The 19,111-nt window shown below is 38.2% G+C and carries 21 protein-coding genes and 1 pseudogene; 19 read left to right on the forward strand and 3 right to left on the reverse strand.

Annotated elements, in window-relative coordinates; all coding sequences use genetic code 11:
• The first annotated feature begins 10 nt into the window (after positions 1-10).
• The 4 genes from FNL60_RS04595 to pynA all read left to right on the forward strand — a co-directional run bounded on the left by FNL60_RS04595 (position 11) and on the right by pynA (position 3,616).
• Entirely contained in the window at positions 11-652 is a 642-nt protein-coding gene (locus FNL60_RS04595; RefSeq protein WP_002265582.1) for a DUF4352 domain-containing protein, read from the forward strand.
• A gap of 396 nt (positions 653-1,048) precedes the next feature.
• On the forward strand, positions 1,049-2,347 hold the full coding sequence (gene eno / locus FNL60_RS04600) for a surface-displayed alpha-enolase (RefSeq protein ID WP_002263196.1): 1,299 nt from the start codon (positions 1,049-1,051) through the stop codon (positions 2,345-2,347).
• A gap of 63 nt (positions 2,348-2,410) precedes the next feature.
• On the forward strand, positions 2,411-2,707 hold the full coding sequence (locus FNL60_RS04605) for a TetR/AcrR family transcriptional regulator (protein ID WP_002263197.1): 297 nt from the start codon (positions 2,411-2,413) through the stop codon (positions 2,705-2,707).
• Positions 2,708-2,920: 213 nt separating this feature from the next.
• Positions 2,921-3,616, forward strand: coding sequence for a pyrimidine 5'-nucleotidase PynA (gene pynA / locus FNL60_RS04610; RefSeq protein WP_002263871.1), 696 nt, complete (start codon positions 2,921-2,923; stop codon positions 3,614-3,616).
• Positions 3,617-3,658: 42 nt separating this feature from the next.
• On the opposite strand, the pseudogene FNL60_RS04615 reads toward pynA, so the two are convergent.
• Positions 3,659-4,815, reverse strand: a pseudogene (locus FNL60_RS04615) (low temperature requirement protein A).
• A 117-nt stretch (positions 4,816-4,932) separates the two neighbouring features.
• Between FNL60_RS04615 and uvrC the strand changes: the two are divergent.
• The 4 genes from uvrC (at position 4,933) to FNL60_RS04635 (ending at position 9,550) form a co-directional block, all read left to right on the forward strand.
• A complete protein-coding gene (uvrC, locus tag FNL60_RS04620) occupies positions 4,933-6,720 on the forward strand; it encodes an excinuclease ABC subunit UvrC (RefSeq protein ID WP_002263201.1) in 1,788 nt (595 codons plus the stop codon).
• 146 nt (positions 6,721-6,866) lie between these two features.
• Complete coding sequence (locus FNL60_RS04625) at positions 6,867-7,469, forward strand: nitroreductase family protein (protein ID WP_002268287.1); 603 nt, start codon at positions 6,867-6,869, stop codon at positions 7,467-7,469.
• A gap of 14 nt (positions 7,470-7,483) precedes the next feature.
• Entirely contained in the window at positions 7,484-8,890 is a 1,407-nt protein-coding gene (pepV, locus tag FNL60_RS04630) for a dipeptidase PepV (RefSeq protein WP_002279977.1), read from the forward strand.
• 72 nt (positions 8,891-8,962) lie between these two features.
• Positions 8,963-9,550, forward strand: a complete 588-nt coding sequence (locus FNL60_RS04635; RefSeq protein ID WP_002263204.1) for a uracil-DNA glycosylase family protein — start codon at positions 8,963-8,965, stop codon at positions 9,548-9,550.
• Between the two features lie 127 nt (positions 9,551-9,677).
• Here FNL60_RS04635 and FNL60_RS04640 read toward each other — a convergent pair whose 3' ends face one another.
• The gene (locus FNL60_RS04640) at positions 9,678-9,980 is read right to left on the reverse strand and encodes an ArsR/SmtB family transcription factor (RefSeq protein ID WP_002263205.1); all 303 of its coding nucleotides are present in this window, start codon (positions 9,978-9,980) and stop codon (positions 9,678-9,680) included.
• A gap of 90 nt (positions 9,981-10,070) precedes the next feature.
• Between FNL60_RS04640 and FNL60_RS04645 the strand changes: the two genes are divergently transcribed.
• Positions 10,071-10,421 (forward strand): nuclear transport factor 2 family protein, encoded by a 351-nt coding sequence (locus FNL60_RS04645; protein ID WP_002263206.1) that lies wholly within the window; start codon positions 10,071-10,073, stop codon positions 10,419-10,421.
• Positions 10,422-10,438: 17 nt separating this feature from the next.
• Positions 10,439-11,242 (forward strand): amidohydrolase family protein, encoded by an 804-nt coding sequence (locus FNL60_RS04650; protein WP_002264095.1) that lies wholly within the window; start codon positions 10,439-10,441, stop codon positions 11,240-11,242.
• Between the two features lie 145 nt (positions 11,243-11,387).
• Here the strand turns inward: FNL60_RS04650 and mnmE are convergent, their stop codons facing one another.
• Positions 11,388-12,755: a tRNA uridine-5-carboxymethylaminomethyl(34) synthesis GTPase MnmE gene (gene mnmE, locus FNL60_RS04655; RefSeq protein ID WP_002264096.1), complete on the reverse strand. Its 1,368-nt coding sequence runs from the start codon at positions 12,753-12,755 to the stop codon at positions 11,388-11,390.
• Between the two features lie 128 nt (positions 12,756-12,883).
• Between mnmE and rpiA the strand changes: the two genes are divergently transcribed.
• The 9 genes from rpiA (at position 12,884) to FNL60_RS04700 (ending at position 19,058) form a co-directional block, all read left to right on the forward strand.
• The gene (gene rpiA / locus FNL60_RS04660) at positions 12,884-13,561 is read left to right on the forward strand and encodes a ribose-5-phosphate isomerase RpiA (RefSeq protein ID WP_002267456.1); all 678 of its coding nucleotides are present in this window, start codon (positions 12,884-12,886) and stop codon (positions 13,559-13,561) included.
• A gap of 54 nt (positions 13,562-13,615) precedes the next feature.
• A complete protein-coding gene (locus FNL60_RS04665) occupies positions 13,616-14,827 on the forward strand; it encodes a phosphopentomutase (RefSeq protein WP_002279978.1) in 1,212 nt (403 codons plus the stop codon).
• Between the two features lies 1 nt (position 14,828).
• Positions 14,829-15,044: a DUF1697 domain-containing protein gene (locus tag FNL60_RS04670; protein ID WP_002263211.1), complete on the forward strand. Its 216-nt coding sequence runs from the start codon at positions 14,829-14,831 to the stop codon at positions 15,042-15,044.
• Entirely contained in the window at positions 15,037-15,327 is a 291-nt protein-coding gene (locus FNL60_RS04675) for a hypothetical protein (RefSeq protein WP_023470761.1), read from the forward strand. Before FNL60_RS04670 ends, FNL60_RS04675 begins: the two co-directional genes overlap by 8 nt.
• A 52-nt stretch (positions 15,328-15,379) precedes the next feature.
• Positions 15,380-15,844, forward strand: a complete 465-nt coding sequence (locus FNL60_RS04680; protein WP_002264099.1) for a DUF1643 domain-containing protein — start codon at positions 15,380-15,382, stop codon at positions 15,842-15,844.
• A 10-nt stretch (positions 15,845-15,854) separates the two neighbouring features.
• Positions 15,855-16,664 (forward strand): purine-nucleoside phosphorylase, encoded by an 810-nt coding sequence (locus tag FNL60_RS04685; protein WP_002264100.1) that lies wholly within the window; start codon positions 15,855-15,857, stop codon positions 16,662-16,664.
• Between the two features lie 9 nt (positions 16,665-16,673).
• Entirely contained in the window at positions 16,674-17,384 is a 711-nt protein-coding gene (locus tag FNL60_RS04690) for a type 1 glutamine amidotransferase (protein ID WP_002269127.1), read from the forward strand.
• Between the two features lie 200 nt (positions 17,385-17,584).
• Positions 17,585-18,289 carry a purine-nucleoside phosphorylase gene (gene deoD, locus FNL60_RS04695; protein ID WP_002263215.1) on the forward strand — a complete coding sequence of 235 codons (705 nt, stop codon included), beginning with the start codon at positions 17,585-17,587 and terminating at the stop codon, positions 18,287-18,289.
• A gap of 1 nt (position 18,290) precedes the next feature.
• Positions 18,291-19,058, forward strand: a complete 768-nt coding sequence (locus FNL60_RS04700; RefSeq protein WP_018110206.1) for a hypothetical protein — start codon at positions 18,291-18,293, stop codon at positions 19,056-19,058.
• The last annotated feature ends 53 nt before the right edge of the window (positions 19,059-19,111 follow it).

A 19,111-nucleotide genomic window follows, 5' to 3' on the forward strand; every position in this document is an offset into this window, starting at 1 on the left:
GGAGTAAAAAATGGAAAATAAAACCAATGTTTGGAAAGTCCTTGGCATTATTTTTATAGTGACAGCCAGTATCTTTTTCATTGCTACGATTGTTATGACGGCTTTGTATGCGACATCAAGACAGGATTTTAATAAGTGGACAGCGACAAATAGCATGCAAGATCGGACCATTACTAATAAGAAAAAGGCCATAAAAAATCTTAAAATTCGAGAAAAAATTAGAGATAATTATTATGGTGATGACTATGAGTCTACTGACAAGGTGACCAGATATATTTTTGGAGAGAGTGCTAAAATGAGTACAGGAGAAGAAGTCACGGTAACAGGAGTCAAAGAAGATTCTAAAGTCAAGATGAAAGGTGTTTCTAAAAAGGATAAGAAGATCGTCCTTACTGTTAGTGTTAAGAATACGACTGATAAAATGATCCAATTTAGTCCGGATGATTTCTTTATCTATGATAGAAACTATGATATTGCTGAGCCAAGTAATTATACAGGTAAGCAAAAAATTCCTGATATTATTGAAGCAGGAAAGACAATTGAGGTTAAGCTTTATTATACTATTCCCAAGTCTTCTCCTTATATAGTAAACTTTGAAAATGCTTACTGGATACCACAAACACAGACGCAAAAGAAATCAAGGACTGTCTAATTAAATTAAACAGAAATAAAAAATCAAAAACAAGGGTTGTGAGCTCATACAAGATTGTTTCAAACCTTGCTTTGATTTTTCTTTTTGTTGTAAGAAAGTTAGGACGAAGTTTCGTTTCAATATACATTTAAGCATGGTAAGTTAGCACATTAGAGATTATTTCATTCCGTGAGCTCTGTTCGGATCACTTTTTGATCGATTTATGCGAAAGACTGGGAGTGAAACGGTTTGTTTGTAAGAGCGTTCTGTATTGAACGCCTAGAAATGAGAGAGAAGAACCCCCGTTCTTAAGAAATAGCGACTGTTTCCCACTCTCAAATCTTTTTTGGTTTGCCTAAGTTCCAACTTTGTGGTATGATTAACATGTAAAAATTAAAACTCATAAGGAGAGAACAAATGTCAATTATTACTGATGTTTACGCTCGCGAAGTCCTTGACTCACGCGGTAACCCAACACTTGAAGTAGAAGTTTACACTGAATCAGGTGCATTCGGACGTGGTATGGTTCCTTCAGGAGCTTCTACTGGTGAACACGAAGCAGTTGAACTTCGCGATGGAGATAAATCACGTTATGGTGGTCTTGGTACTCAAAAAGCTGTTGATAATGTAAACAATATTATTGCTGAAGCACTTATCGGATATGATGTTCGTGATCAACAAGCTATTGATAAAGCAATGATCGCACTTGACGGTACTCCAAACAAAGGTAAACTTGGTGCTAATGCTATTCTTGGTGTTTCTATTGCTGTAGCTCGTGCTGCTGCTGATTTCCTTGAAATTCCACTTTACAGCTACCTTGGTGGATTTAACACTAAAGTTCTGCCAACTCCAATGATGAACATCATCAACGGTGGTTCTCACTCAGATGCTCCAATCGCTTTCCAAGAATTTATGATTGTACCTGCTGGTGCACCTACATTCAAAGAAGCTCTTCGTTGGGGTGCTGAAATCTTCCATGCACTTAAGAAAATTCTTAAGGAACGCGGACTTGAAACAGCTGTTGGTGACGAAGGTGGATTCGCTCCTAAGTTTGATGGAACTGAAGACGCTGTAGAAACAATTATCAAAGCTATTGAAACAGCTGGTTACAAACCAGGTGAAGAAGTCTTCCTTGGATTTGACTGTGCGTCATCAGAATTCTATGATAATGGTGTTTATGACTACACTAAATTCGAAGGTGAAAAAGGTGCTAAGCGTTCAGCTGCAGAACAAATTGATTATATTGAAGAATTGGTTAACAAATACCCAATTATCACAATTGAAGATGCTATGGACGAAAATGACTGGGATGGCTGGAAAGCATTGACTGCTCGCCTTGGTGACCGTGTACAATTGGTTGGTGACGACTTCTTCGTTACAAATACGGACTACCTTGCTCGTGGTATCAAAGAAGGTGCTGCAAACTCAATCCTTATCAAAGTTAACCAAATCGGTACTTTGACTGAAACATTTGAAGCTATCGAAATGGCTAAAGAAGCTGGTTATACTGCCGTTGTATCACACCGTTCAGGTGAAACTGAAGATTCAACAATCGCTGATATTTCAGTTGCAACCAACGCTGGACAAATCAAGACTGGTTCATTGTCACGTACAGATCGTATTGCTAAATACAACCAATTGCTTCGTATCGAAGATCAACTTGGTGAAGTCGCTGAATACCGTGGTCTTAAATCATTCTACAACTTGAAAAAATAATAAGTTATTTAAAACAAAGAGCGCATCTAAAAGGGTGCGCTTTTTAAGATATAAGGTTAAAGAATGGATAAATCAAAAAAGAAAACGGACTCTCGAGTGATTAAAACTCGCTGCTGTATTGAAGAAACTTTCTTGAAGCTGTTAACCGAGGTTCCTTTTGAGAAATTAACGACGACTCGTTTGATTAAGGAGTGCATAATTAGTAAAGGGACCTTTTATGCCCATTATTTAGATAAATATGATTTAGCGGAGCAACTGATTGACCGAGAACTAAAGTTTTTTGAAAATCTCCTCCTTCAGCGCTTTCAAAGTTTTTATGTCTTATTAATCAGTGACACAGATTGCGTTTTTAATGATTAGGATGATGTAGAAAACATTGACAAACTTTTTCGATCCATAGTTTTTATTTCTTGGAATATATAGGAAAATTATGCCAAACTTCTTTCTTATGATTTTAATAAATTTAAAGACTAATATCATTAGGTTGTGGTTACAAGTCCTGCTTTTATTCGTAGAAATCCTGCTTTTTATTATGCTATAATAAGCATAGTGAATTACTGAGGAGAGACTATTGTGAACTATAAATTTTTGCTTTTTGACCTTGATCACACGCTTTTAGATTTTGAAGCAGCAGAAGATGTGGCTTTAACACAATTATTGGAAGAGGCCCAAGTACCTGACGTTCAGACTTATAAGGATTTTTATATTCCCATGAATCAGCAACTTTGGCAGGATTTGACCTTGAATAAAATCAGCAAAAAAGAATTGGTCAACACACGTTTTGCTAAGCTTTTTGCCCATTTTGGTCAGAAAGTGGATGGTCGTACCCTTGCGAATCGTTATCAGAATTTTCTAAGCCAGCAAGGGCAGACTTTGACTGGTGCTGAGACTTTGTTAGAAAAACTAACTGATGAGGGTTATCGTATTTTTGGAGCAACCAATGGTATCGCCAATATTCAGACAGGGCGTATGGCTAATTCCAACATTGCATCTTATTTTGAACAAGTCTTTATCTCAGATAGGATTGGTTTTCAAAAACCTGACAAGGCTTTTTACGATTATATTGCTGATGATATTGCTTATTTTGATTATAGCAGAGCACTGATGATTGGCGATAGTCTCTTAGCTGATATTCAAGGCGGCAATAATGCAGGAATTGATACTGTTTGGTACAACCCTTATATCAAAACCAATGAGACCGGTATAAGACCGACTTATGAAGTCAATGATTACAAGCAACTCCTTGCCTTATTAGTACGAAAAAGCTGAGACTGTTCATAATGGACTCAGTTTTTTATAGATTTACTGATTCTAAGAAAAATCTCTGAAGTTTTTGCTGGGATCTGGATGAGGAACATTGTGACGTTCACGGGCTCTATGACGATTAGCCATATTGATGCGCATCATAAGCCGATTTTGCAGGACTAAAATCAAAGCTAAGAAAATGAGATGGGATTTCAGTAAAATCATTAGTATAAAACCTGTTAAGATAGTGCAACTATATTGCAGCCAAGCTTTTAGGTCAAAGCGATAAAAAGGTCTTTGTTATAGCGGGAAGTCGCTAGAACACCCAGATAAAAGCTAATAATACCAGCAAGAAACAGTATAAAACCAATATTAGCATGGTGGGATTCAGCCAGAAATTCGATACCTACAGTGAAAATATTAATACCAGCAAAGATTGGTAGGTGAGCATAAAAGAGAATACTAGCAGTTGTTTCTTGGTGATGATTGATATTTAAAAAAGTTTGTCCCATATAAAAAACAAAAAGTGTTGCCATTCCAAAAAAGATCATGAATCCAGTTAAAGGCTGATCTTTTAAAGGATAGGTTTTGATAATAGCAATAACGGATTCTCCAAAGGTTAAAAGAGTTACCAAATGCAGACGTTCAACGATATGCGGGAAGTTGAGCAGCTGATGATTGTAAAATTTTCTGCTGAAGATAGGAAGAAGATTGGGCAGGAGATAAATAAGAGCCGTCCAGATATTGAGAGGTAGCAAACCTAGGGCTAAACCCGCCAAAGGCAGACTGTAACTCAGCTGCGATAGTATGTTGAGCTTAATATTATGACTAAAACCTAATTTTTTCCCTTTTAAAAAATATTGCAGAGCAATAAAAGCATAGGCTAGCATCAGCAGGAAATTAAAGAGCATCAGCTGAGGATTTCCAGCATAGTAGCCCTTAATATTGAGACTGAAGTTGAGCGAAATATTGCCCACTATAAACATGAGAGCAATAATCGTGTAAATATCCTGCAGTCTAGAATCTCCGTATTTATTAAAATAAAGCACTTCATTATGCCAGATATTAAAGATAATAATATTAGTCGTAATAAAAGCTAAAACTTCTTGAAGACCAATGTGGTTGAGATGAATAGCAGAAGTCAGCTGACCAATAGCCAAAACAACAGCAAGATCGAAAAAGAGTTCATAGTTGGAGACACGTTTTGATAAAAACTGAGACATTCTTTTTCCTTTCTTTAAAAATACGTCGTTATTTTACCAAAAAAGCAGAAGGAATAAAAGTAAAACTAATCGCAGTAAAGTCAGAAAAGTTAGGTCATTTTTGCTATAATAAAGATTATGAACGAACTGATTAAACATAAGCTGGAATTGCTGCCAGATAGTCCTGGCTGTTATATTCACAAGGATAAAAACGGCACCATTATCTATGTCGGTAAGGCCAAGAACTTAAAAAACCGTGTGCGTAGCTATTTTCACGGCAGCCATAATACCAAGACAGAATTGTTGGTTTCGGAAATTGAGGATTTTGAATACATTGTTACTGGGTCAAATACAGAAGCTTTACTTCTTGAGATTAATCTCATTCAGGAAAATAAGCCCAAGTACAATATCAGACTCAAAGATGATAAGTCTTATCCTTTTATTAAAATTACCAATGAACCTTATCCGCGTTTATTGATTACCCGTCAGGTGAAAAAGGATGGCGGTCTTTATTTTGGTCCCTACCCTGATTCGGGAGCTGCTACTGAAATTAAGCGACTTTTAGATCGTCTCTTTCCCTTTAAAAAATGCACCAACCCAGCCAACAAGGTCTGTTTTTATTATCATCTCGGGCAATGCAAGGCGCATACCATTTGTCAGACCGACCAAACCTATTGGGATAGTCTTAAAGAAGATGTGAAAAACTTTCTCAATGGCAGGGACGATAAGATTGTCAATGAACTGCGCGATAAAATGACCAAAGCTTCTGAGCTCATGGAATTTGAACGTGCAGCTGAATACCGAGATCTTATTGAGGGCATTGGTCTGTTGCGAACTAAGCAGCGCGTCATGAATCAGGATATGCAGGATCGTGATATTTTTGGTTATTATGTTGATAAAGGCTGGATGTGTGTGCAGGTTTTCTTTATTCGTCAGGGAAAGCTTATTCAGCGCGATGTCAATATGTTTCCTTATTACAATGAGTCTGAGGAAGATTTTCTGACCTATGTAGGACAGTTCTATCAGGATAACCGTCACTTTATTCCAAAGGAGATTTTTATTCCTAGAAATATTGATGAAACTTTGGTTAAAGCGGTGGTCAATACTAAGATTATCAAACCGCAGCGCGGCGAGAAGAAGCAGTTAGTCAATCTGGCAACGAAAAATGCTCGTGTTAGCCTGCAGCAGAAATTTGATCTCTTGGAAAAAGATATTCGAAAAACGCATGGTGCGATTGAAAATATTGGAGATTTACTTAATATTCCTAAGCCAGTGCGCATTGAAGCCTTTGATAATTCCAACATTCAAGGAACCAGTCCTGTTGCAGCTATGGTTGTTTTTGTGGACGGCAAGCCAAGTAAGAAGGATTATCGTAAATTTAAAATCAAAACCGTTATCGGACCTGATGACTATGCCAGCATGCGTGAGGTTATTTATCGCAGATATAGCCGTGTCATGCGAGATGGACTGACACCACCAGACCTGATTATTATTGATGGGGGACAAGGTCAGGTTAATGTAGCGCGTGACGTTATCGAAAATAAATTGGGACTCGATATTCCTATCGCTGGTTTGCAAAAAAATGATAAGCACCAAACCCATGAGCTGCTCTTTGGTGATCCGCTGGAAGTGATTCCTCTGCCTAGAAATTCAGAAGAGTTCTTTCTCTTGCAGCGCATTCAAGACGAAGTGCATCGCTTTGCCATTACATTTCATAGGCAGCTGCGCGGTAAAAACACCTTCTCATCAAAGTTGAACGGTATTGCAGGGCTCGGCCCTAAGCGCAAGCAATTGCTGATGAAACACTTTAAGAATCTTCCTAATATTCAAAAGGCCAGCCTAGATGATATTATCAACTGCGGCATTCCAAAAAATGTCGCAGAGAACATTCAAGAGAGCTTGCGAGAGGAAAGAGAAAAAGGTTAAATGTTAGATACTGTTTTAATTTTAGGCAATATACATCAGCAACTTATTATGGAATCATAAAAGAAGATGTTGAAAAAGCTGTAAACAGTTTCAAAAAGTGGTAAAATAAAAGAACAACTATAACAGAATTAGAAGGATGTTCGTTTATGAAATTTTTAGAACTGAATAAAAAGCGCCATGCAACTAAACATTTTAATGATAAAACAGTTGATTTTAAAGATGTTAGAACAGCCATTGAGATTGCCCAATTAGCTCCTAGTGCTCATAATATACAGCCTTGGAAGTTTGTCCTTGTTAAAGATAAAAAGGCAGTCTTGGCTAAAGACCTGCCTGCTTTAAATAAGGATCAGGTTGAAGGCGCTCAGTATGTCATTGCTTTGTTTACCGACACCGACTTAGTTCAGCGTGCGCGCAAAATTGCACGTATTGGCAGCAAAAACCTGCCTGATGATATGATTGGTTATTTCATGGAAACTTTGCCAGCTCGGTTTGCGGATTTTGATGAACAAACCAAAGGAGAATATTTGGCTTTAAATGCAGGTTTAGTAGCTATGAATCTAGTCTTGGCTCTAACTGACCAAGGCATTTCGTCTAATATTATTCTTGGTTTTGATAAGACGAAAACCAATACTATTTTAGATATTGATGAGCGTTTTCGCCCAGAACTCTTGATTACAGTTGGTTATACAGATGAGAAGATAGAACCAAGTTATCGTTTGCCGGTTGATGAAATTATTGAAGAAAGATAGGAGCTGTACCTAAGATGTTTGTAGATTTTCAAAAAGAGGTAGATAAACGCCGCGGAGATATTTTGGCCGATTTGTTTCGGATTTTACAGATTAATTCTGAGCGTGATGACAGTAAGGCTGATAAAAAACATCCTTTTGGGCCCGGTCCTGTTCAAGCTCTTGAACATTTTTTGAAAATGGCAGAGCGTGATGGTTATGAGACTAAAAATGTTAATAACTATGCCGGTCATTTTGAATACGGTCAAGGAGATGAGGTCTTAGGCATTTTTGCCCATCTGGATGTGGTGCCAGCGGGTAGCGGTTGGAAAACCTCTCCTTATTTGCCAGAAATCATCAATGGCAAACTCTATGCGCGTGGTGCTAGTGATGACAAAGGCCCAACGATTGCCTGTTATTATGGTTTAAAAATTATTAAGGAATTAGGTTTACCAGTCTCTAAGAAAGTTCGTTTTGTTGTTGGTACTGATGAAGAGTCTGGTTGGGCTGATATGGATTATTATTTTGAACATGTTGACATGCCAGAGCCAGATTTTGGTTTTTCACCAGATGCTTATTTTCCAATTATCAATGGAGAAAAAGGGAATATTACGGAATACCTTCATTTTGGCAATAGCAATGATGGTTCTTTTATCCTTAAATCTTTCAAAGGTGGGCTGCGTGAAAACATGGTACCGGAATCAGCAACAGCTGTTTTTTCAGCAACGATTCGTTTAGCTGAATTGCAAGAATCTTTGACCGCTTTTACAGAACAACATGCTTTAACAGCGGATCTTAAGGAAGAAGCAGGGAATTTTGTCTTGACCTTGCATGGCAAGTCTGCTCACGGTTCAACACCAGAAGCAGGTATCAATGGAGCTACTTATTTGGCACGCTTCTTGTCACAGTTTGATTTTGCTGGTGATGCTAAAGCTTACTTGGATTTAGCTGCCAATGTTTTATTAGATGATCATGCGGGTGAAAAACTGGGAGTTGCCTATAAGGATGAGAAGATGGGTTCTGTTTCCATGAATCCTGGTGTCTTTAGTTTTGATTCCCAATCTGAAGACAATAGCATTGCGCTTAATTTCCGCTATCCTCAAGGGATAGATGCACAGACCATCAAGGCCAGCCTAGAACAATTATCAGGTGTTAGAGAGGTTACTCTGTCTGAGCATGAACAAAAACCCCATTATGTGCCGATGGATGATCCGTTAGTAGCTACCTTGCTAGCGGTTTATGAAAAACATACAGGAGATAAAGGGCATGAATGGGTTATCGGTGGTGGTACCTTTGGACGTTTGCTCAAGCGCGGAGTTGCTTTTGGCGCTATGTTCCCCCATTCGACAGATACCATGCATCAAGCTAATGAATTTGTTGAAGTGAACGATCTGTATAAAGCAGCTGCTATTTATGCAGAAGCCATTTATGAATTGATCAAATAGCGAGACAAGAAAGTTCAACGAATATTATTTGTGTAACGGTCTTATCCAATTAATAACGAGAAAGAGGTTATTATGACAAGTCTTGAAGAAATTACCAAAGCCATTATGGCAGACAGTCAAAATAAAGTTTTTACAGAAAAAAATATTGAACCGCTTTTTGCAGCGCCTAAAACGGCTCGTATTAATATTGTTGGTCAAGCACCGGGAATTAAGGCTCAAGAATCGCGTCTGTATTGGAATGATAAAAGTGGAGATCGTCTGCGTGAGTGGATGGGAGTGGACTATGATACTTTTTATCATTCAGGCTATTTTGCTGTTATCCCTATGGATTTCTATTATCCTGGTAAAGGGAAATCAGGAGACTTACCGCCTCGAAAGGGTTTTGCCCAGAAATGGCATCAGCCGATTTTGGATTTGCTGCCTGATATCCAGTTGACGATTTTAATCGGCAATTATGCACAAAAATATTATTTACATCAAAAGTCTTCTGTTAAATTGACCGATACAGTTGCACATTACAAAAAATACTTGCCTGACTATTTCCCTCTCGTTCACCCCTCTCCCAGAAATCAAATTTGGATGTCTAGGCATCCTTGGTTTGAAGCGCAGGTCGTGCCGGATTTAAAGAAAATCATTCAGCAAATTATTCAATCATCATAAAAATCAGACATGACACTGTATCTACAAACCTGAACATATAAAAATACCTCTGCTGAGATCTAGTAAACTAGAAGGCAGAGGTATTTTTATGGATAAAAGCATGTTCAGTCAGCTTGTTAAGTATCAGTCAAGAATTATCGTAGATAACCTTTAATAAGTTAGGAAATTTTTCGTTTAATTCCTCATTTCGTAAGGAAATACAACGTTTTCGGCCTTCGATGCGTACATATATAATTCCGCATTCTCTTAAAGTCTTAAAATGATGGGAGAGATTATTTTTTTGTCCTAAACTAGAAAATGAGCTACAGTTTTTTTCATCTTGAGCAGAATACAGTTCTTTGAATATCGCTAATCTTGTTGGTTCGCTAAGTGCAGAGAGAATCTGCTCTAAATTAATATCATTAATAGATGGATGTGATAGTGATTTCATTTATTTCTTCCTTTTTATTGACATTTTAACACAAAGAGTATTATAATAAAATTGTTCAATAATTATTGAACAATAAAAAGGAGGTTGTTTATGACAATACTTGAACACTATTTTTATTTATCTGATTTGGCAGTAACTGATAAAAGAAGTCTCCAGAAATTGTGCTGTCTCTTCAAAGATGATGCGATTATAGAGGCTAATGATGGGCATAGATATTCTGGAAGAAGAGAGATCGATTCATTTTTTACAGAATTTTTTAGTAGGAATGCTGAAACAAGACATTTATATGATATCCGAGAATTATCGGATACTGTTCAACAGGCCAACTGGGGAGTTGTTTGCAGAAGAAAAAATGGAGCATATATTGCCTTGACTGGTACCGATATTGCCGAGGTTGAAGACGGGAAAATCAGTCATTTAACCATTACTAGTAATAATTAGTAAATGAGGGTAAGTTTATGATTATTGATAATATCCAGCATGTTATGTTTCCAATAGCAGCGCAGGTTGAAAAACTGGAGAAAGCAAAAGTTGATAAAGCTATTTTATTTTGTACGACACCGCATCCTGAAAGAGCTCGTTCCTATAAAGAACTAAAAGAAGAGATGTCAATACTTTTTAAAGTTCTAAGTGGAGATGGACTGCAGGTTGTTTCACTAGACAGAATGAAACAAAATAATCAAAAAGTTGTGCAAGCGATTCAAAAGTATCCGCAAAAGTTTTATGGCTTTGGTTCTGTTCCGCTTGGTTTATCTTTAAATGATACTATTGATTGGATCGAAGAACAAATTGTAAGAAATGGTTTGAAAGGCTTAGGAGAGTTTACTCCCGGTTCAGATGAACAGGTTGGACAATTAGAAACTATTTTCCAAGCGTTAGCTAAATTTCCTAGTTTACCTGTTTGGGTACATACTTTTAATCCAGTCAGTTTAAAAGGCATCCAAATTTTGATGAACTTAACAAAAAAATACCCTCATATTTCTGTAATCTTTGGACATATGGGAGGGTATTATTGGATGAATGTTATTGATTTTGTCAAAGAAACGCCAAATGCTTTTATTGACTTATCTGGAACCTTCTCTACTTTGGCTGTAAGGATGGCTATCACTGAAATTCCTCAAAAATGTTTATTTGGTTCTGACGCTCCTTATGGAGAACCCTTTATGAGTAAGGAATTGGTTGAATACTTGGCACCTACTGATACTATTAGAGATATGGTATTGGGAGGAAATATTCAAAAATTGTTAGAGCTGTCTAATTAAGAGAGAGCTAGTGAGATCGAAAAGTATCACTTATCAAACGAAATGTTTAATGTGGTTAAAGTTGTAGCTGTAATGAATAAGATAAAAAAGGATGGGGCAAAAGTGTTCCGACCTTTTTTATATTTAATGTTTTTGCAGAAGGCAATTATTTCCCCAAACAAAACTGGCTAAAGAGTTGTGTAATGAGTTCATCTGGCGCTGCATCACCAGTAATCTCACCAAGAATTTCCCAAGTTCGCGTCATATCAACTTGCAAGAGATCAACAGGCATGCCGAGTTCCAGACCGTCATTAACGGCCTGTAGACTTTTAAGAGCTTTTTCAATTAAGGAAATATGGCGGGCATTGGATAGATAGGTGGCATCTTTTTCGACAATGGCGGCATTATCAAAGAAAAGCTTATTGATGCGCTCTTCAATGACATCAATATTCTGGTTTTTGATGACAGAGATTTTGATGCAATCTTCTGGAAGCTGATCCGTTTCAATTTGCTCTGGGAGGTCTGTCTTATTAAGAAGGATAAGACGGTTGCTGTTTTGGCTGATTTCTAAAAGAGTTCGATCTTGATCAGTCAGTTTCTCAGCACTGTTGAGAACGAGTAAGACCAGATCAGCTTCTTCTAAAGCTTTTTTAGACCGTTCCACCCCAATTTTTTCAACCAGATCATCAGTTTCACGAATACCAGCCGTATCAATCAGTTTGAGAGGAACACCCTTGATATTGACATACTCTTCAATGACATCGCGAGTTGTCCCTTCAATGTCAGTAACGATAGCTTTTTCTTCTCGTAAAAGATTGTTGAGCAGACTGGATTTGCCAACATTGGGACGTCCAATGATAGCAGTAGATAAGCCTTCACGCAAAATTTTCCCGCGGCGGGCTGTCTTTAAAAGATTGGTTAAGAGGGTTTCGAATTCCTGAGTCTTCTCTCGCATGAGTGCTGTCGTCATTTCTTCCACATCATCATACTCAGGATAGTCAATGTTAACCTCAACTTGGGCCAGAGTATTGAGAATTTCCTGACGTGTGTTATTGATAAGATTTGAAAGGGAGCCATCCAGTTGTTGAACGGCAACAGCCATGGCTTTGTCTGTTTTGGCGCGAATGAGATCCATTACAGCTTCAGCTTGCGCTAAATCAACACGTCCATTGAGAAAGGCACGCTTGGTAAATTCACCGGGATCTGCCATACGAGCACCAGAGCGGAGAACCAACTGCAGGATTTCATTGGTGACAGCCACACCGCCATGCGTATTGATTTCAATCACATCTTCACGTGTGAACGTTTTTGGAGCGCGCATGACTGAGACCATCACTTCATCAATGATTGCCCCATTCTCAACAATATGTCCGTAATTAATGGTATGGGAGGGAACATCATCCAAATTTTTTCCCTTAAAAATCTTTTTAATAATAGCTAGTGCTTTCGATCCTGAAATACGGACGATGCCGATTGCCCCTTCGCCAAGAGGTGTAGCGATAGCAGTAATAGTATCAAATTCATTTGTTATCATAGCTTTATTTTAGCGCAAAAAAAAGGAAGCCGCAAGATTTTGAAATAGGTAGGCAAAGAAGATTTCCTTTAACAAGAAATCCAATTCATGTTATAATAAAGTGATTATATCTGAATGAAGGAGAGCGCATGGAAGAACTTAAAAAGATTGCTGGTGTTAGGGCAGCTCAATATGTTGAAAATGGTATGATTGTGGGACTTGGGACAGGTTCAACAGCCTATTATTTTGTTGAAGAAATCGGTCGCCGTGTGCAAGAAGAGGGCTTGCAAGTGATTGGTGTGACGACGTCAAGTCGGACAACTGCTCAAGCTCAAGCTTTAGGTATTCCTCTCAAATCTATTGATGAGGTTGACTCTGTTGATGTGACAGTGGATGGAGCTGATGAGGTTGATCCTAATTTCAATGGTATTAAAGGCGGCGGTGGTGCTCTGCTGATGGAAAAGATAGTAGGAACATTGACAAAAGACTATATCTGGGTGGTTGATGAAAGCAAGATGGTTGATACTTTGGGAGCCTTTAGGTTACCCGTTGAAGTAGTTCAATATGGTGCTGAGCGTCTTTTTCGAGAGTTTGAGAAAAAAGGCTATAAACCTTCTTTTCGCGAATATGATGGTGTTCGCTTTGTGACTGACATGAAAAACTTTATCATTGATTTGGATTTGGGCTCTATCCCTGATCCTATTGCTTTTGGCAATATGTTAGATCATCAAGTCGGTGTTGTTGAACACGGCCTCTTCAATGGTATGGTTAATCGTGTGATTGTTGCAGGTAAAGATGGTGTTCGTATTTTGGAAGCTAATAAATAAATTAATTAATGATGATGGCGGAGTGTTTGTCCCGTCGTCTTAGATTGGAAAACTATGTCAACTTTTAATCGTATTCATCTTGTTGTTTTAGACTCCGTTGGAATTGGGGCAGCACCCGATGCTAACAATTTCTCTAATGCTGGTGTTCCAGATGGTGCATCAGACACACTAGGACACATTTCAAAAACCGTTGGACTTAATGTGCCTAATATGGCTAAAATTGGTTTGGGAAATATCCCCCGTGATACGCCGCTTAAGACAGTTCCTGCGGAAAACCATCCAACTGGTTATGTTACAAAATTAGAAGAAGTCTCTTTAGGTAAAGATACGATGACCGGACACTGGGAAATCATGGGACTTAACATTACTGAACCTTTTGATACCTTCTGGAATGGTTTTCCCGAAGAAATCATCAGCAAAATTGAAAAATTTTCAGGGCGTAAGGTCATTCGTGAAGCTAATAAACCATACTCTGGTACAGCTGTTATTGATGACTTCGGTCCCCGTCAGATGGAGACTGGTGAATTGATTATCTATACGTCAGCTGACCCTGTTCTGCAAATTGCAGCACATGAGGATGTGATTCCACTTGATGAACTTTACCGTATTTGTGAATACGCACGCAGCATTACCCTAGAACGTCCAGCTTTGCTTGGTCGTATCATTGCTCGTCCTTATGTCGGCAAGCCTAGGAATTTCACGCGGACAGCTAATCGTCATGATTATGCCCTATCGCCATTTGCACCAACAGTGTTGAATAAGTTAGCGAATGCGGGTGTTTCAACTTATGCTGTCGGTAAAATCAATGATATTTTCAATGGTTCAGGTATTACCAACGATATGGGACACAACAAATCAAACAGCCACGGTGTGGACACTTTGATTAAGACAATGGGCTTGTCTGCGTTCACCAAAGGCTTCTCGTTTACCAACTTGGTTGATTTTGATGCCCTTTATGGTCACCGTCGCAATGCACATGGTTATCGTGATTGTTTGCATGAGTTTGATGAACGCCTTCCAGAAATTATCGTAGCGATGAAAGTAGATGACTTGCTTTTGATTACAGCTGACCATGGTAATGACCCAACCTATGCGGGAACGGATCATACACGCGAATATGTTCCGCTTTTAGCTTACAGTCCATCATTTACTGGTAATGGAGTCCTACCTGTTGGTCATTACGCTGATATTTCAGCAACGATTGCTGATAACTTTGGTGTAGATACAGCTATGATTGGTAAGAGTTTCCTAGATAAATTAATATAAGATGGGAAATTATGTCGTCCTCTTAAGAGGTGTCAATGTTGGTGGCAAGAATAAGCTTGTGATGAGCGATCTTCGCCAGCAGGTAACCGATATGGGATTTGTCAATGTCAAAACCTATATCAATAGTGGCAATCTCTTCTTTCAGTCGGATTGTCCTCGTGCGAACATCAGTTCTCGGTTTGAACAATTCTTTGCAGACCATTATCCCTTTGTCTAGTATTTTTCCCTCTTTTTCACAAGAGGAGTACGAGAAAGATTACCAAGAACTGCCTGACTGGTGGCTTCAAGACTTGGCTCGAAAGGGAGCCCTCTTTTTCACAGAGAAAATGCATAAAAAAAGAGTTATTGAGCGTATCAAATCTTTTTCTCTGAGAGATGAAGTGATTCATTTTGGAGAATTGTGTATTTACTGGGGCAAATACACAGAGGCGGAGTATCTGAAAACAAGCTACCATAAACAGCTCATCAAAGAAGATTTTTACCGACAGGTAACCATTTGAAATAGCAAAACAGCTGAGAGGATTTTAAGTTTATTGAAAAATGGATAATAGAATGAAGTCAGAAGCAATTTTGTCAGTAGATAGGAAGTATCGTTACGTTCTTACTAGAACATGGGATGAAACTTTGCCTAATATTATGTTTGTTGGGCTAAATCCCTCTACAGCCGATGAAACAACAGATGATCCGACAATTAGGCGTTGTATCAACTTTGCTAAATCATGGGGATATGGTGGGCTATATATGGTTAATCTTTTTGCTTATCGTAGCACTAATCCCAACAATATACGAATAGTTGATAACCCTATTGGTGATAATAATGATAGTTATATCTCACATTACGCTAAATTATCAGATAAGGTTGTCGCTTGTTGGGGCAATCGTGGTTCTTACCAAAAGCGCTCAAAAGAAGTGACCAACTTACTAGAAGAAATATATTGTTTTGGGCAAAATAAGAGTGGCGAACCGAAGCATCCATTTTATTTGAAAAAAGAAATTTCACTCATTAAATATAAATAAAGGAAAAACTATGTCATTACTTAAAAAAATTTATGAAACACGTGATTTTCTAACAGCAAAAGGAGTCCAAAAGCCAGAATTCGGTCTCATTCTAGGTTCTGGTCTTGGTGAATTAGCTGAAGAAATTGAAAATGCTCTTGTCCTTGACTATGCTGACATCCCTAACTGGGGACGCTCGACAGTTTCGGGTCATGCTGGTAAACTTATTTATGGTGAATTAGCAGGTCGTAAAGTTTTGGCCTTGCAGGGACGTTTTCATTATTATGAAGGAAATTCTATGGAGCTTGTAACCTTCCCAATTCGTATTATGAAAGCACTTGGCTGTCAGGGACTTATCGTCACTAATGCGGCTGGCGGAATTGGCTTTGGTCCGGGAACTTTAATGGCTATTTCAGATCACATCAATCTGACAGGAGCCAATCCTTTGATGGGGGAAAATCTTGATGATTTTGGATTTCGTTTTCCTGATATGTCCAATGCTTATACAGCAGATTATCGTGAGGTTGCTCACCAAGTTGCAGATAAGATTGGGATCAAGTTAGATGAGGGTGTTTACATCGGTGTTTCTGGTCCATCCTATGAAACGCCTGCTGAAATCCGAGCTTTCAAGACTCTTGGAGCTGATGCAGTTGGTATGTCAACAGTACCAGAAGTTATCGTAGCTGCACATTCAGGTCTTAAGGTTTTGGGTATTTCTGCCATTACGAACTATGCATCTGGTTTTCAATCGGAACTCAATCATGAAGAAGTTGTTGCAGTGACACAGCAGATAAAAGAAGATTTTAAGGGACTGGTAAAAGCTATTTTAGTAGAATTATAAGGAGTCAGTATGAGAATTCATTTTATCCTTCACGAAACATTTGAGGCACCGGGTGCCTACTTAGCTTGGGCAGCTCTTCGTGGTCACGACGTATCTATGACTAAGGTTTATCGTTATGAAAAGCTTCCTAAAGACATTGATGACTTTGATATGTTAATTCTTATGGGAGGACCTCAAAGTCCTTCCAGTACGAAAAAAGAATTTCCTTATTACGACGCCCAAGCAGAAGTTAAATTAATTCAAAAGGCTGCTAAGGCTGAGAAAATCATTGTTGGCGTCTGTCTGGGTGCTCAATTGATGGGAGTAGCTTATGGTGCAGATTATTTGCATAGTCCTAAAAAAGAAATTGGCAATTACTTGATTTCTTTGACAGAAGCTGGGAAAATGGATTCTTATTTAAGCGATTTTTCAGATGACTTGCTTGTTGGTCATTGGCATGGAGATATGCCTGGTTTGCCAGATAAGGCTCAAGTTTTGGCCATCAGTCAGGGCTGTCCTAGACAAATTATTAAATTTGGTCCTAAGCAATACGCTTTTCAATGTCATTTGGAATTTACACCTGAATTGGTCGCTGCCCTAATTGCGCAAGAAGATGATTTGGATACTCAAAGTCAAACAGAAACTTATGTACAGACAGCTGAGGAAATGCAGACCTTTGATTACTCGTCAATGAATCAAGCCTTGTATTCATTTTTGGATCGACTGACAGAAAGAAAATAATATGAAGAAATTAAAATGAAAGGAATTGACTCCGTTTCTGAGTTTTATTCTGAAAATAAAAGAAAGGAAAGAGAGCAGATTTTTTAATTTGAACTCGAGCGGAAAGCTTGGAAAATAGATAAACCTCATGGGAAATCAGGCTTTTCCTGCGGTTTCCTAATTTTCAGTCGCTTTCTGGTTGCTCTTCTGTATCATAAATTATGTCTATTCATATTGGAGCCCAAGTGGGTCAAATTGCTGATAAAATTTTACTTCCGGGTGATCCTCTTCGTGCTAAATTCATTGCAGAAAATTTTCTTGAAGATGCGGTATGTTTTAACGAAGTTCGTGGCATGCTTGGATTTACGGGAATTTATAAAGGTCATCGCGTTTCTGTTATGGGAACTGGCATGGGCATGCCTTCTATCTCAATTTATGTGAATGAGCTCATTCGTTCTTATGGTGTTAAAAAATTAATTCGTGTTGGAACAGCAGGTTCGCTTAACAAGGATGTCCATGTGCGTGATCTCGTTTTGGCGCAGGCAGCAGGGACAACTTCCAGCATGATTAAAAACGAATGGCCACAATACGATTTTCCGCAGATTGCTGATTTCTCAATGCTTGATAAGGCTTATCATATTGCTGAGGATATGGAGCTGACAACACATGTGGGAAGTGTTCTGTCTATTGATGCTTTTTATTCAGATTTTGCTGACAACAATATTAAGCTTGGACAAATTGGGGTTAAAGCCGTTGAAATGGAAGCGGCAGCTCTTTATTATTTGGCTGCTAAACATGGTGTCCAAGCTTTGGGAATTATGACCATTTCAGACAGTTTAGTTGCTGACGAAGATACAACAGCTGAGGAACGCCAAACAACCTTTACTGACATGATGAAGGTAGGTTTAGAAACTTTAATTGCTTAATATGACTGAACAAGAAACCTTAACTATCCTTTTGGATGTCTATGCTTATTATCAGGCTTACCAAATTGTAAAAGCCAGTCAGTTTTTTTCAGATGATATTATCTTTCTCTTAGAATTGTTAAAGGAAAGACGCGAGCTTAATGTTGATTTTCTCTTTCAGAACCAAGTGCACCTGCAAGAATTGGAACTGACTTATCACATTTCTCTCTTGGATAATGCTTATGAAGAAGAGCTTTTGGCTAACTATATCATGGATTTAGAAGCCAAGTTGCGCAATGATCATATTATTGATTTTGTCAGAAGTGTCAGTCCCATTTTGTATCGTTTATTGATGCGACTGATTCAAAGTCAAGTAGCAGATATTAATGATTATATTTATGATGCTAAAAATGATCAATACGATACTTGGAAGTTTGACAAGATGCATGACTCTGCCAACCCCTTTGTTCAAAACTTTGTTGCTAAGGGAAGAGACAGCAAGATTACTTCAAGAAGTCTGGCGGATTTTATTCAGTTAACTGATTTGCCTCAGGCTATTAAAGACAACATTTTGCTTTTAAGAGATTTTGAAAAATCAGTACGAAATCCTCTGGCTCATCTTATCAAACCTTTTGATGAAGAAGAGCTTCATCGCACGACAGGCTTTTCTTCCCAAACCTTTTTGGAAAAAATCATTCAATTGGCTGTATTTTCTGGAATTCATTATGATAATGACAAGTTTTATTTTGACAAAGTGAATGAACTCATTAAGCGTATCTATCAGAATTAGCAAATATTCATCAATTTTGTTTATAATAAAAAAGGCAACAGTTGCAGCTGTCG

This window comes from Streptococcus mutans, from assembly GCF_006739205.1.
GTDB lineage: Bacteria > Bacillota > Bacilli > Lactobacillales > Streptococcaceae > Streptococcus > Streptococcus mutans.

Coding starts and splice junctions, on each gene's coding strand:
- FNL60_RS04690 (WP_002269127.1), top strand. CDS start 16,674: ATGAGAATTCATTTTATCCTTCACGAAACATTTGAGGCACCGGGTGCC.
- FNL60_RS04605 (WP_002263197.1), top strand. CDS start 2,411: ATGGATAAATCAAAAAAGAAAACGGACTCTCGAGTGATTAAAACTCGC.
- FNL60_RS04635 (WP_002263204.1), top strand. CDS start 8,963: ATGACAAGTCTTGAAGAAATTACCAAAGCCATTATGGCAGACAGTCAA.
- FNL60_RS04595 (WP_002265582.1), top strand. CDS start 11: ATGGAAAATAAAACCAATGTTTGGAAAGTCCTTGGCATTATTTTTATA.
- FNL60_RS04670 (WP_002263211.1), top strand. CDS start 14,829: ATGGGAAATTATGTCGTCCTCTTAAGAGGTGTCAATGTTGGTGGCAAG.
- FNL60_RS04680 (WP_002264099.1), top strand. CDS start 15,380: ATGAAGTCAGAAGCAATTTTGTCAGTAGATAGGAAGTATCGTTACGTT.
- FNL60_RS04700 (WP_018110206.1), top strand. CDS start 18,291: ATGACTGAACAAGAAACCTTAACTATCCTTTTGGATGTCTATGCTTAT.
- FNL60_RS04645 (WP_002263206.1), top strand. CDS start 10,071: ATGACAATACTTGAACACTATTTTTATTTATCTGATTTGGCAGTAACT.
- FNL60_RS04650 (WP_002264095.1), top strand. CDS start 10,439: ATGATTATTGATAATATCCAGCATGTTATGTTTCCAATAGCAGCGCAG.
- rpiA (WP_002267456.1), top strand. CDS start 12,884: ATGGAAGAACTTAAAAAGATTGCTGGTGTTAGGGCAGCTCAATATGTT.
- mnmE (WP_002264096.1), bottom strand. CDS start 12,755: ATGATAACAAATGAATTTGATACTATTACTGCTATCGCTACACCTCTT.
- deoD (WP_002263215.1), top strand. CDS start 17,585: ATGTCTATTCATATTGGAGCCCAAGTGGGTCAAATTGCTGATAAAATT.
- FNL60_RS04625 (WP_002268287.1), top strand. CDS start 6,867: ATGAAATTTTTAGAACTGAATAAAAAGCGCCATGCAACTAAACATTTT.
- eno (WP_002263196.1), top strand. CDS start 1,049: ATGTCAATTATTACTGATGTTTACGCTCGCGAAGTCCTTGACTCACGC.
- FNL60_RS04685 (WP_002264100.1), top strand. CDS start 15,855: ATGTCATTACTTAAAAAAATTTATGAAACACGTGATTTTCTAACAGCA.
- FNL60_RS04640 (WP_002263205.1), bottom strand. CDS start 9,980: ATGAAATCACTATCACATCCATCTATTAATGATATTAATTTAGAGCAG.
- FNL60_RS04665 (WP_002279978.1), top strand. CDS start 13,616: ATGTCAACTTTTAATCGTATTCATCTTGTTGTTTTAGACTCCGTTGGA.
- pepV (WP_002279977.1), top strand. CDS start 7,484: ATGTTTGTAGATTTTCAAAAAGAGGTAGATAAACGCCGCGGAGATATT.
- uvrC (WP_002263201.1), top strand. CDS start 4,933: ATGAACGAACTGATTAAACATAAGCTGGAATTGCTGCCAGATAGTCCT.